The following is a 24,137-nucleotide window of genomic DNA, read 5'->3' as shown; positions in this document are numbered from 1 at the left end:
GTTGTTTAGTCTTTTATGTTTGTTGATTTTATGATAATAAGCGGTAAACCTAAATAAAAATTACCAAAAAGTAAAAGGGATTGTGTTAAAATCCCCTTCCTTGCTATTTTATATCTATGTTTTTACAACTAACGACTTAAAGTGTCTGTAACATTTGTTAAAGTATCGGTAATTGTATTGCCGTTTCGATCTGTTTTTTGCTGAATCTTAATTTCTTTGCGAACTTCTAGCTGATGTTCTGTATTAATGGCCTTGACTGCGATATAAGGTGCAATAACAAGGGATACAATAGACATTAATTTGATTAAAATATTCATTGATGGTCCTGAAGTGTCTTTAAAAGGATCGCCAACGGTATCGCCTGTTACAGAAGCTTTATGTGGCTCAGATTTTTTATAGAACATTTCTCCATTGATCATTACACCTTGTTCGAAAGATTTTTTAGCATTATCCCATGCACCACCAGCGTTACTTTGAAAAATGCCCATTAAAACACCGGTTACCGTAACACCAGCCAATAATCCGCCTAAAACTTCGGGGCCAAAGGTAAATCCAACGAGGATAGGGGTGATTAAGGCAATTGCACCCGGCATCATCATTTCCCGAATGGAAGCTTTGGTAGAAATGGCTACACATTTATCGTATTCTGGTTTTGCCTTATATTCCATAATTCCTGGAATTTCTCGAAACTGACGACGCACTTCCTGAACCATATCCATTGCTGCCTTACCCACCGCCTGAATACAAAGTGCTGAAAAAATAAAGGGAATCATTCCGCCAACAAATAATCCAGCCAGTACTGGGGCTTTATAAATATCGATCGCTGTAATTCCGGCGATGCCAACAAAGGCGGCAAATAAAGCCAATGATGTTAATGCTGCAGATGCAATGGCAAAGCCCTTACCTGTTGCAGCTGTGGTATTACCTACCGCATCAAGATTATCGGTACGTTCTCTCACTTCTGGTGGAAGTTGACTCATCTCGGCTATGCCACCTGCATTATCCGCAATCGGACCAAATGCATCGATGGCCAATTGCATCGCTGTTGTAGCCATCATACCTGCGGCGGCAATGGCAACGCCATATAATCCGGCGAAATGGTAAGAAGCCATAATGCCACCTGCCAAAACTAAAATCGGAATGACTGTTGATTTCATACCTACAGATAAACCAGCGATAATATTCGTAGCGTGACCTGTAGAAGATTGCTGTATAATTGAATTTACCGGGCCTTTTCCCATCGCGGTAAAATATTCAGTTACTATACTCATAATGGTGCCTACCACCAAGCCAACAATAATGGCATAGAAAACATTAATGCTGGTAAACGCATATCCACGAAGGCTTAACGTTTCTGGTAACATCCATTTCACAATAAAGAAAGATGCTACGGCTGTAATGATAATGGATGACCAGTTTCCGAGGTTTAATGCGGTTTGTACATTAGATTTTTCATCTTTAATGGTCACAAACCAGGTTCCTATAATGGAGAATATAATACCTAATCCACAAATTACCATCGGAAGCAGGATGGGAGACATGCCACCAAATTTATCGGTGACAATGATTTCTTGGCCCAAAACCATTGTTGCCAGAATGGTGGCTACGTAAGATCCGAATAAATCTGCACCCATGCCCGCCACATCACCCACATTATCACCTACGTTATCGGCAATGGTAGCTGGATTGCGAACATCATCTTCTGGTATTCCAGCTTCAACCTTTCCAACTAAATCTGCTCCAACATCTGCTGCTTTGGTATAAATTCCACCACCAACACGTGCAAACAAAGCGATGGATTCTGCACCTAACGAAAACCCAGTTAAAACTTCAATGGCTGTTCTCATCTCCATACTATTCGCGCTTGTTACATGGAACAATTGAAGAAATACAATAAATAAGCCACCAAGGCCTAACACAGCTAATCCTGCAACGCCCAAGCCCATTACTGTTCCGCCTGTAAATGAAACTTTAAGTGCCTGTTTTAAACTCGTTCTGGCCGCCTGAGTCGTTCTTACGTTGGCTTTAGTTGCCGATTTCATTCCAATATATCCGGCCGTTGCCGAAAATACAGCACCTATAATAAAGGAGATGGAGATGATCCAGCTGGAATGCATTGGAACACCGTTAATTTCTGTGATGGTTCCGGAATAAGCTAGAAGTGCTGCTGTAAAAACAGCGAAGATGCTTAATACCCGCCACTCTGCTTTAAGAAATGCCATTGCACCATCGGCAATGTAGCCGGCAAGTTCCTGCATGTTTTTATCACCTGCATCCTGTTTATTTACCCAGGCACTTTTAATCATCATCACAATTATTCCAACAAGGCCCAATGCCGGAATGCAGTAAATTAAATTTTCTTGTAAAAAAATCATAGTTAATATTTGGTTAGTGGTTCATATCTGTCAGCTTCTTTAAGCTATGCTCATCCTTAGCAGAACACTGATTTTGAAAATTTGGTTATTGATAAGCAATATAATAATTTTATTTCCTTATGATGAAATTATTGAATGCGTCAATTTTAATAATAGCAGCGATGAATTATAGCGCAGTTGAGCTTAATTACCGATTTGTTTAGAAAGAAATTGTTCAATTATAATTAAATCAATCTCGACTTGATTTTTCTTATAGCAAGAGTTCAATCATTATTTACAGCTTTTACACGCTGTCTGCGAGTACCTTTTGAAAGATGGGAATTACAATCGCCATTTCCTTTGGACTTATCGTGTGAACATAGATAATCTATATAGATTTTTGCCCACTCTTTGCCGCGGAGGCATGGCACTTTGGAGCGCCAAAGTACCCAAAGCGCTTTGTCAATCCAGCTATGGGCCTTTCACACCACTCCACACACATCAAAAAAACAGCGGGCACTTTGTTTTGTGTTCATGTTATTTTAAGCTTCGAATCTGCATTGATGAACACAAAACCACTGCGTTTGAGGTTTGTTAGTGCTGTTATGTACTATTATACAACTGTTTTTTTGATTTCTCTGGCCCTTGGGATTGACGGCGTTCTTCGGTGAGGTCTGTGCTTTATTAAAGTTAGTTAGCAAAATGCATAGAGCATCACCCGTAAAAATATGTCCATATGATAGTCCTTTTGAGGGGTATCAAAGGGCAGATAGTTAAAACGAAATAAACTGTTCAAATGGTATTTTAATACGTATTATCAATCGAATTCACGTTTCTATTAAAATAATACAAAGCAACAGGTTCATTTTTCTATTATTATAAATAAATTAGCCACAAACTAAAGCTAAACACCAAACAACTAAAATGGAAAAACTACATGAAACAGGGGCTTCTAAAAGAAAACTAGGTCTTTTTGATGCTGCAATGCTGGTAATGGGTTCGATGATCGGTAGCGGTATCTTTATAGTGAGTGCCGATATTATGAGAAATTTAGGCTCTGGTTATTGGTTAATTGTGGTGTGGGTGATCACTGCTGTAATGACTATTGCGGCTGCGATTTCTTATGGTGAACTTTCTGCCATGTTTCCAAGAGCAGGTGGGCAATACACTTATCTAAAAGAGATTTTTGGTGAAATGATGGGATTCCTATATGGCTGGGGACTATTTACTGTAATTCAAACAGGTACCATTGCGGCAGTTGCAGTGGCTTTTGGTAAATTTACTGCCTATTTAATTCCAGCTTTAAATGATGCGGCACCGATTTTTCAAAGTGGAGGTTATAAAATAACATGGATACAGATTCTGGCCATTGGCGTTATTCTTCTGCTTACTTATATCAATACAAAAGGTGTAGAGGGTGGTAAAGTACTACAGAATATTTTTACGGGATCTAAAATTGTCGCTTTAATTGGCTTAATTATATTAGGGTTTTTCTTAGTGAAAAATAGTTTTTGGGCTGATAATATGAAATTTGGCTGGGATGCTTTCAATAATCTCAAGACTGATTCAAGTGGAAATTTCATGAAAACCGGATGGGAATCTATTTCCGGAATGACCATCATGGGTGGAATTGCTGCAGCAATGGTGGGTTCAGTATTTTCTAGTGTAGCCTGGGAAAATGTAACTTTTGTTTCGGGAGAGATTGAAAACCCTAAAAAAAATGTGGTTCGATCGATGGTTTTAGGCACTTCAGCAGTGATGATATTGTATTTATTGGTCAATTTTGTTTACCTCAATACTTTAGATAGAGATAGCATTGCTTTTGCACCGAATGATAGAGTTGCTGTAGTGGCTTCTGCGCAAATATTTGGCAACGGAGCAGGTACCATAATAATGGCTGTTTTGGTGATGATTTCTACTTTTGGCTGCGTAAACGGACTCGTAATGGCGGGTGCCAGGGTTTTTCAAACCATGGCACAGGATGGGATGTTCTTTAAAGCGGCTATTAAAAATAATAAAAATGGTGTTCCTGAAAGATCACTTTGGATGCAGGGAATTTGGGCATCTTTATTATGTTTAAGCGGTCAATATGGCAATCTTTTAGATATGATTTCTTTTGTAATTGTATTATTTTATATGATTACGGTATTTGGTGTGATTTATTTAAGGTTTAAAAAGCCTGATTTGGAAAGGCCTTACAAAACCTGGCTTTATCCGGTTACGCCAATCATTTACTTGTTGATCGGTGCAGCATTTTGCATCTTGCTTCTTATTTATAAACAGCAATACACCTGGCCTGGTCTTATCATTGTTTTACTGGGTGTTCCTGTTTACTTTTTAATCAACCGGAAGGATGCTAAGCTTTAACTGCGAAAATTTAGAAAAGTATTTTAGGTGATATGATCATCTGTGAATTAATTCGGAAATTTATATCACTTTTATAATAGGTAGCATAAGCAAATGCTACCTATTTCTTTTTAAATTCATGCTGATGACGTTCCTCCATTCAGATTTACTTCAGCCCAATCATGCAAATTTGTATGCCATTTAAGGTATACAGATGCCGTGTTGGTGTCTGTTTTTTGAACATTTTCTCTACAATATTGTAAGTGTTTAAATTCAAATGGCATAATTTTTAAACATATTATTGCCGCTGATAATTCATTTTTAATAGTTGCAAAGGCCTTTTTTTACTCCTTTTTAGTGTTTTTGTATCGCTATGTTGCTTATTAACAACTGATCAAGTATTAAGTTGGCCTGATATTTGGATTTACGTCGAACTTAGTAGCTCTCGGCTGCTTTAACCAAATTTATAAACACTAAATCCAAATGATATGGCTTTCAAAGCTAAATTGAATTTTTCTGACGAGTTGTATAACATACAATTTCGTACTCATACATTTACTTTACTTCCTTTACAGGCTAAGAAGAAGTCTCTTCCAGCGATTAGGTATTTATAAATTTTGGAGTATAGATTTAAGGATTAAGTTTTTTAAATCAACTGTACCATTTAAAAGATTATGGTTTCAATATCTTATTAGCCATGATTTTCTAATTAATCGGCCAGCCGTATAATTCATCTAACCATAACTCACCTTAAATGAAAATCTTATCTTTTAGTTCTAAAATAGGGTATGCCGTTATTTTCACTTTCCTCATCAATTGTTTTTTGGGCTGTAATGGAAATCAAGCTCAAGATAAAAAAAAAGAGGGTAGACTTCAGCCTGTAAGTGATCATAAAGTCAGCACTACACATTTATTCCTCACTTACATTGATTCGCTGGCAAAACTTCCATTAGCTCAGTTTAATGAAGCGCATATTCAATCATTAAATAAAACATTCTCTTCGAAGCTTATGGTTGAAATTTATAATGATGAAAAACATGATGCGGAAAAAAGCATTGTGGTACAATACTACAAGAATGAGGAGAAAGCAAATAAGATAAAGGCAGGTACAATATGCCTTATACCTGAGTCGATCTCCGATTCTTTACGCGTTGCTGATTTTGTGAGCTATTTTGGAGATATAGAAGAAGAAAAGCCCTTGATTGGCATAACGGCGCAACCCCTCCCCGTAAAGATTAAAATCTCGGAAAGTACAACCATTAAACTGACTTTTAATAGCCATGAGAAATTAGACCAGGCTCATGTGATTATGGTGGAGGTTTTAAAATATAATTAACTATAGATGAATACGCTTTTAAAGATAAAGGAATTTGATGCACATGGTGGCCCTGTAAACTTAAAGATGGGTGGCGATGGACATTCACAAACATCTACAACTGTTGGTAGGTTTGTGATTAAAAGTATCGAGAAACATGTTAGCTATGGTAAATATGCTGCATGGTCTGGTATAGCCTGGGGAACTGAAGTTAAAATCACTGGAGATATTGTAATGGTTAAGTACAACGGAGTGTGGAAAAAATTAACCGATGTGAACGCACAATGGGGGCAATATAAAAATGACCAGAAAGGCGTTGCCAATGCGGTACTTAAATATCAACGTGAGCTCTATCCAAATTCTCCCATCCCTACGAAATGGCTGTTTAATGATTTTGGTCATGTATCTGTTAAGTATTTCAAGGATGTTAACCTTGATCGTAAAATGAATGGTAAGGAATATGTAATGGGCGATTTCATTCATACAACTCCTACTGATGAAGCCGCAACAGCAAGGAGAAAAATATTTCAGTTGGGAGAATCACATGGCTGTATTCATGTTAAACCGAATGATATAGATACCATGATCGGCAATGGTTACCTGAAGAAAGGGAATACCGTAGAGGTTCATCCTTACACAAAAAAAGCAATAGATTCTTCGCTCAAGCGAAATGCGGCAGGCTTACCCTTTGAAGTACATTTTTATCCTGGCCTGTATAAAATTGCCATCTATAAATCAATATAAATTAATCTGCTTACCCACAATAAATCAATATTATGGAAAACAAACTTATAGTAGAAATCAACATAGAAGATACACCAATAGCCCATTTTTCATCATTTAATCTGACGCAGGCCTTTAATCAGCACCATTACTTTGAGCTGCACTTTAATCACGACCAATTAGGAACTCCGGGCTTAATCAATTTAGATGATAGCCGGGATTTTGTTGGAAAAACCTTAACCGCATCTTTTGGCCATTCGCCAGAACAAATGCAACATTTTTCTGGCCTGGTTACCAAGGTAGAACTTTCGCAAAGCCATGGTTACCATGGGGTGTTGATTGTAAGTGGTTACAGCCCGACAATTTTAATAGATCGTGGTCAGGATTTGGGATCTTACCTGGATAAGGATTTAAACGATATTGTAAAACTGGCTACAAAGGATACGCCGGCAAATGATTTAAAGATTGTTGCCAATGCCAGCCGCCAGTCGAGTATAGATTACCTGATTCAATATAAAGAAAGCGACTGGGAATTTATGAATCGCTTATCTGGCGAATACCATGAATGGTTGTATTATGATGGCATGCAACTGAATTTCGGAAAGCCGGATGAACAAAAAGATGTATCCTTATTTTATGGTCGTGATGTGCATAACCTGCAATATGCTATGGAGGTGGCACCCATTAAAAACAAGCGTTTTGCCTATAATCCTAAACAGGATGAAATGTTGCACAGCGAAAGCAGTGGCAAGGCCGATGGTCATCCAGATCTGGCTCACGCGATCAAAGCATCGAACAACATGTTTAGCAAAACCTTTAATCAGCCCTCGCTGATCAGGGTAGATAATGGTAGCGACATTAAGAGTCATGTGGAAAATGAGGAAAAGGCACACATCAGTGAACTGTTAAAAGTAAATGGCAGTGGCGATAATACGCAACTGGGTATTGGTACTATTGCAGAAATTACGATGAGTATCAGGCAGGAAATTACTTTTGCAACGGAAAGCCTGGGTCGTTTTTTAATCACGAGTATTAACCATACGCTTGACGGGACCGGAAAATACAGCAATACTTTTGAAGGTCTGGTTTCTACCACAGAACGTTTACTGGTTAAGAATTATGATAAACCGAGTCCGGATATGCAACTGGCAGATGTGCTGGATAATGATGATCCGCAGGGACAGGGACGGATTAAGGTGCGGTTTAAGTGGGAATGCCAAACCAATGACCCTACGGAGTGGTTAAGGGTGGTGAGTCCGAATGCCGGAAGTGGCGATACGGGTAAAAACAGGGGATTTCATGTGATTCCGGAAAAAGGAGATCAGGTAGTGATTGCCTTTGAGGAAGGGAATGTAGCACGGCCAGTGGTGATTGGTAGTGTTTATCATGGTAAGAGTGGGGATAGCGCAGGTTTCAAGAATAGTAACACCAAAGGGTTAACCTCCAGAAAGGGAAGCGCTTTAACATTTGATGATTTAAACCACGCATTGAATTTAGGTACAAACGCAGCCAACTATGTTAAGGTTGAAAACGGTCCGGGACAAATTACGGCAGAATCTGCAGAAACAATCGTAATCCGGACGGGCGATAGCAGCATCACCTTAAAAAAAGACGGAACGATTGATATTGTCGGAAAAATTATTAATATTCAGGGTACGGATGCGATTAATGCTAATGCGGGTAAAATGCCAGGCACAGCGGTGAATATTGGTAAAAACGCCACTACCACCTTAACAATAGATACTAAAAATATCGATACCAAAGCAAGCAATGGCATTGCTGTTGATTCTAAAACCACTATTTCACAAACTTCAAAAGGTACTCAAACAATAACAGGTAGTCAAGTAGATATAAATTAATTATGAGCAGCAGATTTAAATTTTTTGATGAAGAAAATACTAAGGACAGTGTTCAAAGTTCTAAATTTACTTTGACATATCCACTAGGTAAATTACGTTATAACATTCTTGTATCTCAGAATCTTAATGTTAATGGCAGAAATTTTGTGAATAGTAGAACTAATATCATATGGTCTTTGATAGTCGAAGATATAACTTCTGAGAATATAATCGTAGCTATAAAAACAGAGCAAAATAAAGTTTTGAACACAACTCCCGATAGTACCGATCTTCTAAATTTCAGTTTGATTTTCAATATTCCTTTAGAGTATATACGTCTCAAATTGAATAAATATGGTGGTATAGAGGAAATTATGAACCAAAATGAAATATTCGATAAATGGGGACAGTTAAAAAAGAATGAGCTATTAAAATATCGCGATGATATGAGTATGAAAGGGATATTTACAGCAGGAGATTTAGAATTTTCCTCCTCATTAAAGGTATTACAGCAAAATATTCTTTATACACTCTTCTTTAATGATGTTTATAACAAAGAAATAGAAAATAATATTTCTAATAAACATACATTTAAAACTAACTCAAAACTTTTTCAAGGTAATTTTATAGATTTTAATCATTCTCAATCAATAAATAAGAATGATGATAAAATAAATGTAAATGATAGTTTTCTGCAAAAAATGACTGACTTTTCAAATCTTAAAAAACTATATGAAAAAGACTATAAGGTAATTACTGGCGACAATTTTTCTTATAGTTATAGTTGTAATGCAACATCTATTTATGAAGCTAAAGAGGGGTATTTAGAAAAGACTACCGCAAGAATGGAGGAAAAAGCTAATAATGCTTTGTTTCATATTTTACAATATCAAATTGAATTAATTAAATAGGACTATTATGGCTCAAAGATATGTTCCAAATGAAGTTTTTTTAGTATGTACGGATGGGATGAAAAAATCTCAGATGCTCGTAAAAAGTCAGAGTACGATAAAAATAGCCAATGGGAAACTTGCAGCAACAATTAATGATCGTTTTAGCGGTAATTTCTTTTGTGCTAAAATGGTTATTGCTGGTGCAATTATTGGAGCAATAATAGCAGCAGTTGTTATTGCTGCTACAATTTTAAGTGGTGGGGCAGTTGGAGTCGGATTAGCTATGGCTATTGGTGCGGGTGCTGCTGCTGGCGGAGCTGTTGCAGGTGCCGGAGCAGCGTTGACACCTAGTATTTGTTCCTTGTTAACTAGTGGAAGTGATTGGATGCCGGTTCACCCGAAAGTTAAATTAGAAAATCAAAAGGCTTTAATTGAGCAATCGAAAATCCCATGTTTATTAGGCGGTAATGTTATGATTTTTTATTCCGAAGCAGCAGCTGATGAATTTACGGACTTAAAGGTGGCTTCAACTTTAACCCATGTTGGTGGCATAATACTTGGCTCAGCATTATTAAGTGCAGGTGTAGCAACAGTATTTACTGCCGGTTCGTCGTTCTTTGCTAATATAAAAATGATAAATGGAACATTCGGTATGAAGGGAGCGTTTATCTATGCTGGCGAGGGCGCAGCTTGGCTATTATCAGGCTATGGAGCCAGTCAGGGATTTGATTGGGTAAAAGGGGAAGTTTATCAAGGCGTACAGGATAATAGTTCATATCCTATGGCAGATTATGCCGATGGTAAAACGTTAGAAAATGCCGATAAGCTTACTCAATCTGACGAGCCTTTTTTTGATGTTCCAAATGCAGCAGGAGAGACGGATTACGTTGCAGATGCTTCGGATATTCTTATAAAAGATCATGATCCAAATATTTCAAATTATTATGATTTGGAATATGAAAGAAGAACTGGAATACATACAAACCCAGATGGTAGTGTTATAGAAGAAACAGAATTGGATAGATCAACAAATCGTAATCCTAATTCAATACAAGAAAGAAATCCAACTCGCACTTCAACCTCCAATGTACAGCATCAAGGTGATGCTTCGGGTAGTTATTATAACACAGAAAGATATGATTTAGAAGAAGGTAGCCAGTTGGATAGAACCAATTTATCTCAAGCCAGAAGTAAAGGATTAACATCATTGAAAAACGCCTTACCGTCACCTTTAGAACTTGGTATAGAAGCATACAATATATTAACTAATATGTTACTTACAATACCTATTAAGGATTTTGAAGCTTCTTTAGAAGGTGAGGCAGCTGCAAGAAATTCAATAAACGTTATCGAAACTGATATTTGATTATGATAAAGATACTTATTATATTGATAATTTTGCTTTGGGTATTAATAGATTTGTTCTCACTTTTTACAGTAACCAAAAGTTTAAAAACTCAATTATTATTTGGTAGAATAATATGTATAAAAAAAAATACTGGATATCATAAATCCACACTTCATTTAAAGGTTCAATGTTCAGAAAATAAAGTTATTGAAACAACTTCTTCCTTTAAGCCAAATCTGCGGTGGTGGATGCAGAACATACCTAAACCAGGAGATATTATTTACTTCCACATAATGGAAAAGCCTTACACAAAGGATAATGACGATAAGAATATTGTGGCATTTAACGTAACAAATCATAAACCAAATGTAGGAAGACTACGCTGGGATTTATTTGCATATCATACCTCAACAAGAACGATCATATTTTTTACATTACTATTTTTATGTTTATTTATCGTTTTGAAATTTACCCCTTATGCGATTTATCTCCCTAAAGAATTTTATTTTTTTCTAATCCTCAGACTAACAATTGAAGTTCTAATCATATGAAATCTATGAAAATCAAAGTAATTATTGGCTCTTTATGTATTGTTTTAGCAGTATTTATCATAATGGTTATATCCAGAAAAAGTCTTAGTACAAATATGGAAGAATATCAAATTGTAAATGGGAAGATACAATATGATAGAGGTATTAAGTTACTTGACTCTGACTTAGAAAGCGCTAAAAGAGAATTAGAAACTTCTTATGGTTTAGGTTTTTACAAGGCGGCGGCACCACTTGGTAGTTATTATCTAAAGAAAGGAGAGCTAAACAACGCAGAGAAATACCTACAAAAGGCAGTAGATTCAATTCATTTATATAATCAAAAAAATCAAAGGATAATTTATAATGAACTTGGTATTGTTCTGGCAAAACGAAATAATATAAATGGTGCTAAAATATTCTGGCAAAAAGCAGCCATATTGGGAAGTAAGGATGCAAAAGCTAATCTTAAGTAAATGGTAAACTCTGGGGTGTAAAACAAATGGTATTTTCTTTACATTATGTCAAAAGACGAATTTAAAAAGCGGTTTGAAAAAACAAATGAATAAGTAAATATCACAAGCAATTGGCTGAGCTATCGGTGTATTGGTTGTATTTCCTTTAATAATTTATGGGATTAGCTATATTTTTAAACCAAATAAAAATAACGCATCTCATGCGATTAATTCCTACATGTTAAATTGTGAAAATATAAAATTACATTTTCCTATCTAACCTGAATATACAACTTCATTTAAGCATTATTCTACATCCTTATTAAGTCCAAAAGAAAGTATATACAAAATTTTATTTAAAGAACCGTCTTTGAATAAGTACTTAGAAATAACTTTTTTTAACTACCCATTAATAAAATCAATGTCTTTTAGTGACGCATTGGATAACAAAAAAATAATTATTTCTATCAATAAAGATGATTTAAAAAATTTAAAATTTGGAACAAAGGCCAATCCAATTCCGGTTTTCAGGGTGGTTGAAGATCTACCAGATTCGATAAGTAAAAATCGGGGTTCAGAAAATGGTTGGAATGTTGATATTACTGAAAATCAATTTAAATATAATGTTGAACAGTACTTAACTTACATTATGCCGAAAGAAGAATTTCATGAGAGGTTTGAAAAGAAATAATATTTACGATTCTGTAAATGAATAAGCAAATATCACAAGCCATTGGTTGGGCAATAGGAGTATTAATAATATTTCCTTTAATAATTTATGGGATTAACTATTTTTTCAAAAAAAAAGATAATAATTCAAAAAGTGCGATTCCTATATATATTGATAATTGTGTAGAACTAAGGATTTTATTTCCTAATCAGCTAGATTTTAGAGATACTCAATATAAAACATCTTTATTATCTCCAGAAGAAAGTATTTACAAAATTTTTTTTAGGGAAAAATCGATAAACAAGTATCTAGAGATTACTTTTTTTAATTACCCTGATGATAAAGGACTTGCTTTTCCAACTTCTTTACGGGGAAAGAAAATAATAATAACAGTCAATAAAGATGAACTAAATAGTAATAATTATGGTTCCCCAAACAATCCAATTCCTGTTTTCAGGGTGGTTGAGGATCTACCAGGTTCGATAAGCAAAAATCGGGGTTCAGAAGATGGTTGGAATGTTGATGTTACTGAAAATCAATTTAAATATAATGTTGAACAGTACTTAACCTACATTATGCCAAAAGAAGAATTTCAAGAGAGGTTTGAAAAGAAATAATAGTTACAGTCTGTAAGTGAATAAGCAAATATCACAAGCGATAGGTGTATTACAACATCATAAATTACTTATCCTACGTAAAAAGCAAATCTGATTTCGAAAAGATTTTCGGTAAGAAGGCTGATAAATGAAAAACATAATTCAAAACCATCTTAAAACTTTTAAAGAGTTATTCGTTGCTGCACGCTAAATGTATGCCTAATCTCACATCTTATTTCTCACCTCTCAGTCTAATTCCAGGTTTCGTTCAAAAAGCGTATTTTTGCAGCCAATGGGAACACTGGTAGATTTAGGCATAAAGGGATATAGGAATTACGGTACATATTTACGTGAGAAATATAAAGGGCAGCGCGTATTTAAAGTAATTGTAGATGGTGGTTTCACTTGCCCTAACCGAGATGGAAGCAAAGGTTTTGGCGGTTGTACCTATTGTAATGTTGATTCTTTTACACCAGAGCCTTCCAGGCAAAATCCTAATATCAAAGATCAGCTGATTGAGGGCATGACCAGGGCCAAAGCATCTTACCGTGCAGATAAGTATATTGTGTACTTTCAACCCAATACCAATACCTATGCGCCAGTACATTATTTAAAGATGATGTATGATGAGGCTTTATCCGTAAATACCGAAGATATTGTTGGTTTTTCTGTGGGTACCCGACCAGATTGTATTGATGCAGAAAAGGTGGCATTACTGGAAAGTTATGCCGATCGCTTTGATGTTGATTTGGAAATGGGAATGGAATCCATTTACGATGAAACGCTCAATCAGATTAATAGAGGTTGCAGCCATGGTGAATTTGTAGCTGCGGTAGAATTACTGAAAGACAGCAAATTAGATCTATGTGTGCATACCATTTTTGGTTTCCCATGGGAAACCAAAGAACAGATGTATGGTTATATTCATGAAATCAACCGTTTTCCGCAAATTAAGTTTGTTAAATTTCACCATCTGCATGTAGTGGAAGGTTCAATAATGGGGGCGAAATATAAAAAAGAACCATTTAAACTTTTCACTTTGGAAGAGTATACCGATTTACTTTGTGAATTAATCCCAATGCTACGTCCGGATATTGTAATTCAAAGACTTTTTGGTATTTCCGACTGGGATTTATTAATTGCACCGAATTGGGGACTAAATAAATCGGCCATTCAAACGCATATGGATAAAGAGTTGGAAAAAAGGGGGATTGTGCAAGGATCCTCGTATTTACCTCAATAACTTAAATTTTTCATAAATTTTATCAAAACTTATGATTTTTTCATAGGTTTTTTTGGTTATAAGGTGTTTTATCTCTGGAAATTATACAATATATGCCTAGATCTGTATGGATTACTTAAATATGTTCATTTTAATTTTATTAAAAACTGCTATTAATTAGAGATGTTTTTTCCTGAATTAATATTTAAAACGGTTTAATTCTTATTGTTTTATAAAAATTTAATGTTTTTGTTAGAAAATTATCATTTTATGGTGTAAAAAATTCAATATGTTGTATTTTTATGAAAATAATTCGGAAATAATTAAACTATTTATATCAACAAGCAAAACAAACTAAAAAAGATGACTAAACTTTCACTAAAACAGTATGCGCCATTCTTGATCTTGATGATTGTCGCGATTCTCGCCTTATTTATTCCGCTTCTACCAAATTTCGATGAAGGAAAATACAGTGGTCCGGATATGGCATTTATTTTAATTGCTTCCGCATTGGTTTTTTTAATGACCCCGGGTCTGGCATTTTTCTACGGCGGTATGGTACATAGAAAAAATGTACTCTCTACCATGATTAAAAGCGTAGTTGCTGCAGGTGTAATTACGGTACTGTGGATTGTTGTCGGTTTCAGTTTAGCCTTTGGTGATACTATTGGCGGTTTTATCGGAAATCCATCAACCTTTTTATTCTTTAAAAATGTAAATTCAGGTGCGCCACATTTACAAGGTGGCTCAGACTTAACTATTCCACTTTCCTTATTTGCAGTATTTCAATTGATGTTCGCCATTATTACACCAGGTTTGGTTGTAGGTGCTGTTGCCGAGCGTATTCGTTTTACTTCTTATATTTTATTTATTGTATTATTTGCAGTGTTCGTTTATTCGCCATTGGCACATTGGACATGGCATCCAGAAGGTTTCTTATTAAAAATGGGTGTGTTAGACTTTGCTGGTGGTACTGTAGTGCATATCTCTGCGGGTATGGCAGCTTTGGCCGGAGCATTGGTTTTGAAACGTAGAAAATCGCACATGGAGCATAAAGAAGTTCCGCCTGCAAATATTCCATATGTATTAATTGGTACAGGTTTATTATGGTTTGGTTGGTTTGGTTTTAATGCGGGTTCTGCATTGGGAGCTAGTAGTTTAGCCGTTTCTGCTTTCTTAACCACCAATACTGCTGCTGGTGCTGCTGGTTTATCATGGATGTTTTTTGATGTAGCAAGAGGTAAAAAACCTTCAGTTTTAGGTTTCTGTATTGGTGCAGTAGTTGGTTTAGTAGCCATTACGCCAGGTGCAGGTTTTGTAAGTATTCCATCCAGTATATTTATCGGTGTAATTGCTGCGGTTATTTCTAACCTGGTTGTTTCATGGAAACAAAAAACAAGTTTAGATGATACTTTAGATGTATTTCCTTGTCATGGTGTAGGCGGTATCGTAGGCATGATTTTAACAGGTGTTTTCGCTACAAAAACGGTGAATAGCTTGGGTAACGATGGTTTGTTTTACGGCAATCCAGAATTCTTCTTTACACAGTTGAAGGGTGCGGCCATTGTTATTGTGTTTAGTTTTGTGGTATCATTCGTGATTTTCAAATTTATCAACCTGATTCAGCCGATCCGTGTATCTGAAGAAGAAGAAGAAATGGGTCTTGATGAATCACAACACAATGAGAAATACTCTCAGGGAACCTTATTGGTTGAAGAAAGAGCGATTTATATCGAAAGAAACAGCCCCTTAACGGAATCCATTTCTTAAACCAAAAAACTTTATATCTAAACCCCAATAGCTCAAACATGAAGAAATTTTTAACTGCTGTATTTACTATGGCCAGCACTACGTGTGCCTTTGCTCAAGAGACACCAACATCACCTCTTGAAATTTCAGGGTCGGTTGATACCTATTTTAAATACGATTTTGCTAAAAAACCAAATATTAAAACCTCATTTGCTTCAGATCATAATTCGGTCTCATTAGGAATGATTGATTTGGTACTTAAAAAGAAAACAGGTAAAGCTTCATTTGTTGGAGAGCTTTCATTTGGTCCACGTGGGCAAGCGCAGTCTATTCCTAATGCTTCTGAAGATGTTTCTTCCTTCCATATTCAAAACCTTTATGTGAATTATGATTTTACGGATAAATTTTCAATGACAGCAGGTTATATGGGTACATTTATCGGTTATGAAGTAATTTCGCCGGTAGGTAACTTTAACTATTCTACTTCTTATTTATTCACCAATGGTCCATTCCAGAACGCAGGAATCAAGGCAACTTATAAATTCTCTGATAAAGTAAGTTTAATGGCGGGTTTATTTAACGATTGGAATGTTTATACGGCTACACGTGGTGTTTCGAGCGTTGGCGGTCAGTTGATGATTGCTCCTGTTGAAGGCTGGACGGCTTACCTGAATGTATTGTCTGGTGCGGGTGGCGGTGGATATGGAACTATTGAAGACCTGACCACATCATATCAAATTACCAGTAAATTTAAATTGGGTTTAAATGCTGCTAATTATGATATCGATAACGATGGAGGTGGTTATGCTGGTGCTGCACTTTATCCACAATTTGCTGTTGCAGATGCTGTAACGCTTGGATTAAGAGGTGAATATTTTAAATATAAAGAAGTGGCCGGAGTAGCAGGAGATAAATACACGGCTGTAACTTTCACTGCAAATATCAAATCAGGCGGATTAACCTTTATTCCAGAGGTAAGATTAGACCACAGTGGCAATAAGCCTTTTGTAAAAGAAAATGGAATGGCGGCGCCAAATGCTGGCCAGTTTTCTTTAGCAGCAGTATATGCTTTTTAAAATTTAGTTGTTTTTAATATTAGGCCGCCAGTAACAAACTGGCGGCTTTTTGTTACCTTTAAATATTACCCCATTAATTTAATTCAATGAAATACGGCTTACTTCTGGTGATCACTTTATTTTCGATTACCTTATGTGCACAACAAAAACAGTTTGACACGGCTGATGATGGTAAATTTATCTATTATAAAGTTGTTGATTCTCAAAAGATAAGTAAAGATGTACTGTTACAACGTGCTAAAAATTTCATTGCCACACAGAAAAAAACGGTTCAGACTGAAAGTCAAACGGATTCTTCCTTAACTGCAAAAGGAAAATTAGTGATTGATAAAACAGTTTTAGTAGTAGGGCATCCTAGTGGAGAAATCATGTATAACCTAACTTTTGAAGCCAAGGATAATAAATACAGGTTTTGGTTCACTGACTTTAAATTTATTCCATATCAAAGAGATCGGTACGGGAATTTTGTTCCCATTACAAATATTGGCTCACCTTTAGAAAAAAAAGTGGATAAACTTACTGCAGGCGAATGGAAGGATATTCAAGCTGCAGCTTACCTTAAAGTGGAAAAGCTTGGAGAAAGTTTAAAGAAATTTTTAGCAACTGATGCAACAGTTAAAAAAACATCAAAACCTGCAGAAGTCATTTCCACTAAAAAGTGGTAAGCCATTCACTTATTAAAGCTTACCAAAAACTTCCTCTACCTTTTTAAACCTGAAATCAAAAATAGAATGAATCTTTTTATGTACGGTAACGGCATTGGCAATTTTACCAATTGGCCCATAGCCTATAGCATAGTGTAAAATATCTTGCATTAAAATTCCATTTTCAATCTCGCTAAAATGATGCTGGTGATGCCAGAAAGCAAAAGGGCCAAAGCGTTGCTCATCAATAAAGTATTTCTTGTCAACTACATGTGTAATCTCAGTCATCCAGTCTAGCTTAATGCCGAACAGTGGCGAAACTTTATAGGTGATGATCATTCCGGGATACATCTTCGTTTGTTCCATATTTGGGGAAGTTACATCAAAAGTCATATCTTTTGGCGTAATCTCAGCAAGATTTAAGGGAGACGAAAAGAAATCCCAGGCCGTGTCTAAATCGACTGGCAGTTTTTGTTCAAATTCTAATCGGTATGTTTTCAAGTTTTTATTTTAAATCATAACAGCAGAGATGCTATTTTGTTGATGATAACTTAGATTATTTATGGGCTTTAACCGCAAAGTTCGCTAAGTAAAGTCGCAAAGAACGCAAAGTTGGTTGTATAAGCAAATGTATCATTATAAAAATCCATACTAAGGGGATCGTCATTGTTGTAAGGCACAAAGCAATCTTAATACGCTGATATTTATATTATTTCTCTAACCGCAAAGTTCGCTAAGTAAAGTCGCAAAGAACGCAAAGCTGGTTGTATAAGCAAATGTATCATTATAAAAATCCATACTAAGGGGATCGTCATTGTTGTAAGGCACAAAGCAATCTTAATACGCTGATATTTATATTATTTCTCTAACCGCAAAGTTCGCTAAGTAAAGTCGCAAAGAACGCAAAGCTGGTTGTATAAGCAAATGTATCATTATAAAAATCCATACTAGGGGGATCGTCATTGCTAGGCACGAAGCAATCTCAATACGCTGATATTTGTATTATTTCTCTAACCGCAAAGTTTGCTTAAGTAAAGTTGCAAATGCAATTAGATCATTAAAGTAGTCAAAGCTATTATAACTAGATCTCTAATGCACCATTTTATCGGCACAGGTAGAGCTGGCAAAAGCTTCAGGTTTAGCCTTAAAAATAAAGCCCATGCTCATAATATATCCCATGGCATCATTAAGTGCTTTGTTCGATTTGAATAAGGGATTGGTGTTGATGTCTGCATGTACTTCCAGTGCCACATCATAAACATCAAGTAAATCGCAAATTGAGTAGGCTATTTCAATAGATTTTTGAACTTCTACCAGCATTCTTTCCTTAATGCTCACCTGTTGCGTGCTCTTTTCCTGATGGATGTACATGAAACCTCCGTGATGCTCTCGAAGCAATACAATTACCGTTGCAAAATCGGTGATGGCACCTTTAACCTGTGAGTCGGTTCCGATACAAACTTTAAGCTTAAAGCCTTTTTCTGTTTCTCTGATAATAGATTTTTCAATTTCTTCATGGATAGAAGATTGAATAATTTCACCATTAAATTTTTTCCAGGTCATACACAGTTTTATTGAGTTTAATAAATGGTAATCAGCTTTTTATAAATTTAAGTGCTTTAAATTAAATGCGTGTTAAAGTTAAGTTGTTTATTTGCTAACAAAATGTTAGTTATCAACAGGTTAGTTGGTTTTATTTAGAATCATGAACTGATTTTGAAACAAATATTTCAATGCGTCGTTAATATTATATTATCTCACTAAATATTTTAATGTTATGAAAGCCGAATTGATTCAAGAATTTCAAATGTTGCAAAATAGTAGAGCTAACAAATTTGCAGATGAATTAAGCGATAGATTTATGTCATCCGTAGATCTGGTTACAGAAAAAGTAAATTCATCTATTTCCATGAGGGGGAATATGTTACTGTTGTTGGAAAAGAGATTGAATTTCTCTCTTTTGAAAAGATTTAAGAATAAGTTTTTCAAGTTCTAAGGCCTTGTAACTTCCGGGAGGCAGAGAAATGTTTATCTTTGGCTTAATGATAGAAAATGCCTTAAAAAGATTAAACATTACTGCACTTAACGAAATGCAGGAAATAGCCCTTAAGCAAGGAAAACTGGGTAGCGATATTTTATTAATCGCACCAACTGGTTCTGGCAAAACTTTGGCCTTTCTACTACCATTAATTGCCAGTTTAAAAGCCGATGTAAAGGGCGTACAATCGCTGATTCTGGTGCCTTCAAGAGAGCTTGCATTGCAAATTGAGCAGGTTTTTAAGCAGATGGGTACGCCCTTTAAGGTAAACTGCTGTTATGGTGGACATGCTGTACGGGTTGAAAAAAATAACCTGGCTCATCCACCTGCTGTTTTAATTGGAACGCCTGGGCGAATTGCTTACCATCTTGAACATCATAATTTTGACGAATCATTTATTGAAACCCTAATTTTAGATGAATTTGATAAGTCTTTAGAATTTGGTTTCGAAAAAGATATGTCATATATTATTGGATCTCTATATTCATTAAAACAACGAATACTGACTTCTGCGACTAAAATGGAAGAAATTCCAGCTTTTGTTAAGCTGAACAAACCTGTTGAAATTGATTTTTCAAAGAATATTCAAATTAAGCCAGATTTAAAACTGAAAAAAATAACAGTACCTGCACCTGATAAACTGGACGCTTTATTTAAGCTCTTAAGTAAAATAGGCAGCAAGAATACACTGGTTTTTTGCAATCACCGGGAAACTGTTGACCGGATTAGTGATTTGCTTTTTGAAAATGGTTTAGGACATGATGTTTTTCATGGGGGGATGGAACAATTTGATCGGGAGAAGGCATTGCTTAAATTCAGAAATGGCAGTCATAAGATTTTAATCACCACTGATTTGGCGGCCAGGGGATTAGATATCCCTGAGGTGGAATATATTGTACATTATCAATTGCCATACACGGAAGATTCTTACATCCATAGAAATGGAAGGACGGCACGAATGAATGCAAAAGGTACAGCATACTTAGTGATTACACCTGAAGAAAATTATAAATACTTGCCTGAAGATATTGAGGAAGAGGACTTATCACAGCATTATAAATTGCCTGAAGCCAGTGATTGGGTTACGTTATATATACCAAACGGGAAAAAAGATAAAATTAATAAGATCGACATTGTAGGTGTTTTCCTTAAAAAAGGTGAACTGGAGAAAGATGATCTTGGATTAATTGAAGTAAAAGATTCTGCCAGTTATGTTGCCGTAAAGCGTAACAAAGTTGAAAACTTGCTGAAGGTTTTGAGTAACGAGAAAATTAAAGGAAAGAAGCTTAAATTAGAAGTAGCGAGTTGAGGTAGTTTATTAGTCATAGGTTCATTTAGCACCTTTCGCTTCACTTAATCCCTTTCCAATTCAATAATTAAAATAACATGAGTAACAACGATATATTAAAAAAACTTAGAGTAGCATTATCATTAAAAACAGATGATATCATTACCATTTGTGATCTGGTTGGTTTTAAAGTAACCAAAGCAGAGTTGGGTGATATTTTCAGAAATGAAGATCACGAGAATTTTAAACCTTGCGGCGACCAGATTCTGCGTAATTTTTTAAATGGTCTGGTGATTTACAAAAGAGGTCCGAGGGATGAGAAAAAGCAATAATTTATGCTTTTTAATATTTTTTTTATTTCTTACTTTCTCTCTTAACGCTCTCGCTCAGTCGCCGATAAAAATCAGCGGACAAATAATTGATTCTCTAAAAATTCCCATTGAGGGTGCTGGTATTCGCTTAATTATGGCTGAGGATACACTTCGCACAACCTCTGATGCCAAAGGTAACTTTACCTTTTCAAAAGTTAAGTCATCTAAATTTTATCTCTCCATTACGGCATTGGGCTACAAACCCTTTGCATCAATTTATGAAGCTGAACAATCAAAAAAGAGCTTAATTCTGGAATCCATCTTGCTTAAAACAGAAGCCATCCATTTGGCAGATGTGGAGGTTAAAGTAAAAGTAAATCCCATCAAAATCAAAAAGGATACCATTGAATATAATGCCGGTGCTTATACCATAAGAGAAAATGATAAGGTGGAAGATTTGCTGAAGCAGCTGCAGGGGATTGAGGTTGATGATAAAGGTAGCGTAACGGCTATGGGCAAGAAAATGACTAAACTCCGGGTTAATGGCGAAGATTTTTTTACCAATAATGTGGAGGATTATATCAGGCAGTTGCCAGCTGATATTATAGCCAAGCTTCAGGTTATTGATGATTATGGCGATCAGGCTAATTTTACCGGAATTAAAATTGGAACACCTATCAAAATGTTAAACCTGGTGACTAAGCCTGGGAAGGATAAAGGTTTGTTTGGGAATGCAAATGCAAGTTCTGCCACTAATAATGCCAATAATGTTAGTGTAAATGGGAACATTTGGAATAAAACAAAACAGATTGGTTTGGGCACTCGCTATGGCATCACGAATAATGAATTTACTAAAACTGATAATGGCTCCCTGAACGGCAATATCAGGGAAAAAGTTTCAAAAGCTCTTAGTTACAATGGTGGATATAGCCTGAGTAGGGGCGCCAATAAATCTGTTCAAAATACTTACCTGGAAACTTATAATCCACAAGGTACCATCTATGATTTAAGACAAAGTGATAATAATTCTAATTCTCTCAATAATAATATCAATTTGGGCTTAAATGGCTCTACAAAGAAGAATTATTTTAATGCTTCACTCATCGGTACAATAACTGATACCAGGAATGAGGCCATTATTAACTCCAATAAAACTGGATACATCAGGCAAGATCTGATCTCGGATGCTGCTTCAAAAAATAACAATGCAAACTTAAGCGGTAATGTGAATTGGTCCAGGCGTTTGGCCAACCCTAAGCAATCGCTATCTATCGGTTTTAATTTTGGAACGGGTAAAGGAAATTCAAATAGTACAATTAAAGATATCATCCGTTATTATAATGAAACCACTAATATTTTGGTTAAAGATTCACTACTAAACAGGTTGGTAAATAACAATACTTCAAGTGCTGATTTAGGCGGTAACATCCAGTTTTCGGATGTACTTAAAAAGGCAACTGATAGTACGGGTGCTGGTTATTTGAATCTGACTTATCGTTTTTCCGTTAATAGAAGTCAACATGCGCAAGCCACCACTGTCACCAATCTGCTTGGAAACAGTTTTGTGGTAGATTCGCTCGGACAGGATTATGTGTCGAGCTTTATCAATCAAAACTTTGGTGTCAGCTATAATATGAATAATAAGCTGATCAGTTATAATTTTGGGCTTAATTTTACACCTAGTATCATTCTTGGCAGGTATCGCAATACAGGGCTCGAGTTAAGAAAATATCAATTTAATTACTCGCCATCAGCGAATCTCAGTTACCAGTTGAAGAATGAAGGTAACCTGAGTTTTGGATATAGTGGCGCGACCAATGCGCCTGATTTTAATAAGCTGCAGCCGATCAGAAATAATAACGATGTTCAAAACCTCATCATTGGTAATCCAGATTTAAAGGCCACTTCCAACCACACTGCCGATTTAAGCTACAATAAATTTGGAGTTAAATCTGGCTTAAGCATTATGGTTGGTTTAACCGGAACCTTTGCCATTAATAGTGTGGTGAGTAATACAGTTTTTCTGAGGGATACATTAAGCAGTTTAAAACAGCAAACTACCTATGAAAATGTTAACGGTGTTTATAACCTGGGTGGAAATTACTCGTTTAATAAAAGATTGCTGACCAATAAACTTTCTTTATCTGTTAATGGGAATGTGGCTTACAACCGCAATGTTTTTTATACAGATAATGTATTAAACCGCAGCAGTGGAATCAATATTTCAAACGCATTCAGGTTTAACCTCAATGAGAAGAAATATGCTTTAAATACCAGTGTGTCCTATAGTTTTAGCTCCAATACCTATTCTGTTATGAATCAGAATATTAAAAATATTCAGGTACTGGCTTTAAATGGCAGCGCCAGCTGGATTCCAACTAAGCGTTTTAGGGTAAATGCATCAGCCTCTAAAAGTTTAAATTTTGGCTATAGTTTATACGCTGGAAATCCTTTGCTCGTGAATATGGGTGTAAACACGTCATTCCTAAAAGGTAATAAACTTGTCTTTTCTGTTCAGGCTAATGATTTATTTAACCAGGGCGCACTTTTTAGCACGAGTATCACCAATAATTCCATATCAGAAAATAGAACACGTTTCATCAGCCGCTTTGTACAGGCTACCTTGATTTATAACCTCAGCCAGTTTGGAAATAAAAGAGGCAAATCAGTAGCGTTCGATAATGATGACAGAGAAGAATCGTATTAGCCATATAATTGTTATTTTAGCATTTAGTTAATGCTTC

Annotated in this window: 20 protein-coding genes; 16 read left to right on the top strand and 4 right to left on the bottom strand. The window is 35.7% G+C overall.

What is annotated here, in order from left to right; genetic code table 11:
* Positions 1–128 precede the first annotated feature (128 nt).
* Entirely contained in the window at positions 129–2,375 is a 2,247-nt protein-coding gene (locus EV200_RS04105) for a sodium-translocating pyrophosphatase (RefSeq protein WP_132529554.1), read from the bottom strand.
* 903 nt (positions 2,376–3,278) lie between these two features.
* Between EV200_RS04105 and EV200_RS04100 the strand changes: the two genes are divergently transcribed.
* On the top strand, positions 3,279–4,721 hold the full coding sequence (locus EV200_RS04100) for an APC family permease (protein WP_132529553.1): 1,443 nt from the start codon (positions 3,279–3,281) through the stop codon (positions 4,719–4,721).
* A 116-nt stretch (positions 4,722–4,837) separates the two neighbouring features.
* On the opposite strand, the gene EV200_RS21710 is transcribed toward EV200_RS04100, so the two are convergent.
* Positions 4,838–4,984, bottom strand: a complete 147-nt coding sequence (locus EV200_RS21710; protein ID WP_165877852.1) for a hypothetical protein — start codon at positions 4,982–4,984, stop codon at positions 4,838–4,840.
* 470 nt (positions 4,985–5,454) lie between these two features.
* On the opposite strand from EV200_RS21710, the gene EV200_RS04095 reads away from it, so the two are divergent.
* The 12 genes from EV200_RS04095 (at position 5,455) to EV200_RS04040 (ending at position 17,777) form a co-directional block, all read left to right on the top strand.
* Entirely contained in the window at positions 5,455–6,036 is a 582-nt protein-coding gene (locus EV200_RS04095; RefSeq protein ID WP_132529552.1) for a hypothetical protein, read from the top strand.
* Between the two features lie 6 nt (positions 6,037–6,042).
* The gene (locus EV200_RS04090; protein WP_132529551.1) at positions 6,043–6,759 is read left to right on the top strand and encodes a L,D-transpeptidase family protein; all 717 of its coding nucleotides are present in this window, start codon (positions 6,043–6,045) and stop codon (positions 6,757–6,759) included.
* A 32-nt stretch (positions 6,760–6,791) separates the two neighbouring features.
* Positions 6,792–8,597, top strand: a complete 1,806-nt coding sequence (locus EV200_RS04085) for a type VI secretion system Vgr family protein (RefSeq protein WP_132529550.1) — start codon at positions 6,792–6,794, stop codon at positions 8,595–8,597.
* A 2-nt stretch (positions 8,598–8,599) separates the two neighbouring features.
* Positions 8,600–9,487, top strand: a complete 888-nt coding sequence (locus EV200_RS04080) for a hypothetical protein (RefSeq protein ID WP_132529549.1) — start codon at positions 8,600–8,602, stop codon at positions 9,485–9,487.
* 7 nt (positions 9,488–9,494) lie between these two features.
* Positions 9,495–10,835 carry a PAAR-like protein gene (locus EV200_RS04075; RefSeq protein WP_132529548.1) on the top strand — a complete coding sequence of 447 codons (1,341 nt, stop codon included), beginning with the start codon at positions 9,495–9,497 and terminating at the stop codon, positions 10,833–10,835.
* A 538-nt stretch (positions 10,836–11,373) separates the two neighbouring features.
* Entirely contained in the window at positions 11,374–11,820 is a 447-nt protein-coding gene (locus tag EV200_RS04070) for a tetratricopeptide repeat protein (RefSeq protein ID WP_132529547.1), read from the top strand.
* Between the two features lie 349 nt (positions 11,821–12,169).
* Entirely contained in the window at positions 12,170–12,490 is a 321-nt protein-coding gene (locus EV200_RS04065; protein WP_132529546.1) for a hypothetical protein, read from the top strand.
* A 17-nt stretch (positions 12,491–12,507) separates the two neighbouring features.
* Positions 12,508–13,086, top strand: coding sequence for a hypothetical protein (locus tag EV200_RS04060; RefSeq protein ID WP_132529545.1), 579 nt, complete (start codon positions 12,508–12,510; stop codon positions 13,084–13,086).
* 271 nt (positions 13,087–13,357) lie between these two features.
* Positions 13,358–14,308 (top strand): TIGR01212 family radical SAM protein, encoded by a 951-nt coding sequence (locus EV200_RS04055; protein ID WP_132529544.1) that lies wholly within the window; start codon positions 13,358–13,360, stop codon positions 14,306–14,308.
* A gap of 342 nt (positions 14,309–14,650) precedes the next feature.
* Entirely contained in the window at positions 14,651–16,057 is a 1,407-nt protein-coding gene (locus EV200_RS04050) for an ammonium transporter (RefSeq protein WP_132529543.1), read from the top strand.
* A gap of 38 nt (positions 16,058–16,095) precedes the next feature.
* A complete protein-coding gene (locus EV200_RS04045) occupies positions 16,096–17,112 on the top strand; it encodes a porin (protein WP_132529542.1) in 1,017 nt (338 codons plus the stop codon).
* An 86-nt stretch (positions 17,113–17,198) separates the two neighbouring features.
* Entirely contained in the window at positions 17,199–17,777 is a 579-nt protein-coding gene (locus EV200_RS04040; protein WP_132529541.1) for a DUF4468 domain-containing protein, read from the top strand.
* Positions 17,778–17,789: 12 nt separating this feature from the next.
* On the opposite strand, the gene EV200_RS04035 is transcribed toward EV200_RS04040, so the two are convergent.
* Both EV200_RS04035 and EV200_RS04030 read right to left on the bottom strand, forming a co-directional pair.
* Positions 17,790–18,257, bottom strand: coding sequence for an SRPBCC family protein (locus tag EV200_RS04035; RefSeq protein ID WP_132529540.1), 468 nt, complete (start codon positions 18,255–18,257; stop codon positions 17,790–17,792).
* A gap of 588 nt (positions 18,258–18,845) precedes the next feature.
* On the bottom strand, positions 18,846–19,319 hold the full coding sequence (locus EV200_RS04030) for a ribonuclease H-like YkuK family protein (RefSeq protein ID WP_132529539.1): 474 nt from the start codon (positions 19,317–19,319) through the stop codon (positions 18,846–18,848).
* A gap of 479 nt (positions 19,320–19,798) precedes the next feature.
* Here EV200_RS04030 and EV200_RS04025 point away from each other — a divergent pair, with 479 nt between their 5' ends.
* The 3 genes from EV200_RS04025 to EV200_RS04015 all read left to right on the top strand — a co-directional run bounded on the left by EV200_RS04025 (position 19,799) and on the right by EV200_RS04015 (position 24,100).
* On the top strand, positions 19,799–21,103 hold the full coding sequence (locus EV200_RS04025; RefSeq protein ID WP_132529538.1) for a DEAD/DEAH box helicase: 1,305 nt from the start codon (positions 19,799–19,801) through the stop codon (positions 21,101–21,103).
* 77 nt (positions 21,104–21,180) lie between these two features.
* Entirely contained in the window at positions 21,181–21,414 is a 234-nt protein-coding gene (locus tag EV200_RS04020; RefSeq protein ID WP_029287857.1) for a DUF1456 family protein, read from the top strand.
* The gene (locus EV200_RS04015; RefSeq protein WP_132529537.1) at positions 21,398–24,100 is read left to right on the top strand and encodes a TonB-dependent receptor; all 2,703 of its coding nucleotides are present in this window, start codon (positions 21,398–21,400) and stop codon (positions 24,098–24,100) included. Before EV200_RS04020 ends, EV200_RS04015 begins: the two co-directional genes overlap by 17 nt.
* The last annotated feature ends 37 nt before the right edge of the window (positions 24,101–24,137 follow it).

It is taken from the genome of Pedobacter psychrotolerans (assembly GCF_004340665.1).
Taxonomy (GTDB): domain Bacteria; phylum Bacteroidota; class Bacteroidia; order Sphingobacteriales; family Sphingobacteriaceae; genus Pedobacter; species Pedobacter psychrotolerans.
This window is presented reverse-complemented; position numbering and strand designations above follow the sequence as displayed.